At 75.4% G+C, this 1954-nt stretch carries 2 protein-coding genes; both read right to left on the bottom strand.

Annotated elements, in window-relative coordinates:
* The coding region (locus tag GTW40_RS06905) for a cellulose-binding protein (protein WP_161179269.1) at nt 1-676 on the bottom strand (676 nt) is incomplete at its 3' end.
* Between the two features lie 171 nt (nt 677-847).
* Nucleotides 848-1954, bottom strand: a 1107-nt coding sequence (locus tag GTW40_RS06900; protein ID WP_237525371.1) for an SUKH-4 family immunity protein, incomplete at its 5' end; no start/stop codon positions are given.

Raw genomic sequence — 1954 nt, 5'->3', positions numbered from 1 at the left:
CCGCGAGCGCGCGCTTCGCCGCCGCCAGCGCCGCCTCGGCCCGGACCTGCCGTTCGGCGGTGCTCGCTTCGAGCGTGGCCGCCCGCTCCGTCAGCTCGTGCTCGGCGGCCGAGCGGCGCGCGGCGTGCTCCCCGGGCTGCGCGGCGAGCAGGGCGTCGGCACGGTGGCGGGTCTCGCGGAGCCCGTCCAGCGCCGTACGGCGCAGCTCGCGCACCTCGTGCCGGGTGCCGACGCGCAGCGCCTCCGCCTCGGTGTGGGCCGCGAGCATCCGTTGCCGGGCGGTCTCCACCGCCTCGGCACACAGTGTCTCCGCCGCCTCCCGCGCCGTACGGCGCACGCCCCGCGCGTGTTCCTCGGCGGCCGCGACCCGCTCGCGCGCCTCGTCCCGGGCGCGCTCGCGCAGCCGTACCGCCTCCTCCCGCACCAGCCGGAACACCGTGCGCGCGGGCTCGCCGAGGCTGTCGTACGTCTGCGGTTCCAGGCGGGCCGCCCGCTCGCGCATCCGCGCCGACTCCGCCGCCATGTCCCGGGCGAGGACGGTCAGCCGCGCGACGCGCTCCCACGCCTCGTCGCGGTCCCGCGACAGGGCGGCCAGACACGCGTCGACCTGGCCGGGGCGGTAGCCGTGCCCCCGGGCGGCCTTGAAGCCGTACGGCGTCGCCGATGCGCTGCTCACCCGTGGAACCCCTCTCCGCCCGGACAGTACGACATACCCGACAGAATGATGGGATGCATGTCGAAATGAGCTGAAGAGACGTCAGGGTTCGTCAACGCGGTCGGGCCCTTCACTCCCGAGAGTGAAGGGCCCGAAGCGAACGGCGGAGGGGACCGCCTGCGGCCACTGCGGCTACAGCAGCCCGTCCCACATCTGTTCGAGCAGCACCGACCACCAGGTCTCCGGCGAACCGAGCGCCGCCGGGTCCAGGGAGGCCAGCTGGGCCTGGAAGTCGACGGTCCAGCGGCCCGCCTGCTCCTGGTTCAGGCCGTAGCGCAGCCGCCACATCCGGCCGAGCAGCGCCAGACAGCGGGTGAACTCCGGCAGCCCGGTGTTGACGAACTGCGGCGGCACCGGAGAGCCGCCCGGACCGCTCTCCACCGGCACCGCGACGATGTTCGCCGTGCCGTACTGCACACAGATCGCCTTGCCGAAGTCCGTGCCCATCACCAGGTACGAGCCCGCGTCCGAGGCGGACCGCACCCCGCGCTCGGCGGCCAGCTCCGCCAGCGTCGGCACCGGACGACCGGGCTGGGCCTGCGCCCAGAAGAACGGGCCCATGTCCAACGGGAGTCCGGCCACCACGAGGGTGTGCGCCACCACCGGCGGCACGCCCTGCCGCGACACCGCCTGCTGGTCGAACCGGTGCACCCCCGGCCCGAACGCCGCCGCCAGCTCGTGCGCGACGCCCTCCGGCGGGACCGGCGGAACCGGCTGCACCGGCGGCAGCGGGGCACGCACCGGCGCCGGGCGCGCGGGACCGTCCGCCACCTGGTGCAGCTCGCCCTGATGCGCCAGAAGCTCCTGCATCCCCTGCTGCCTGCTCGCGTGATCCGTGCCGTACGGCGCGATGCTCGCGATCCGCGCCTGCGGCCACTGCTCCCGGATCATCCGCGCGCAGTACGCCCCCGGCAGCTCGCACGACTCCAACTCCGTGTGCAGCTCCAGGACCTGGTCCGGCGGCACGTTCATCGCCCGCAGCTCGTGGAAGATCTGCCACTCCGGATGCGGCATGCCCGGCGCGGACCGCCGGATCAGCTGCTGCTCGGAACCGTCCTGGGCGCGGTAGCGCAGCACGGCCTGGTAACCGGGGCCGACCGTGGGCTGCGCCGGGGGCGGATAGCCGTACGCCGGGGGCTGACCGGGCACGGGGGCACCCGGCGGGGGAAGCGGGGCGCCGTGCGGGGACATGGCACCGGGCGGCGGTACGGCTCCGGGGGGCGCGCCGAGGTGCGGAGG

Origin of the sequence: Streptomyces sp. SID4985, from assembly GCF_009863025.1 — a bacterium.
GTDB lineage: Bacteria > Actinomycetota > Actinomycetes > Streptomycetales > Streptomycetaceae > Streptomyces.
The sequence above is the reverse complement of the archived record's forward strand: the minus strand, read 5'-3'. Positions and strand labels throughout refer to the sequence as shown.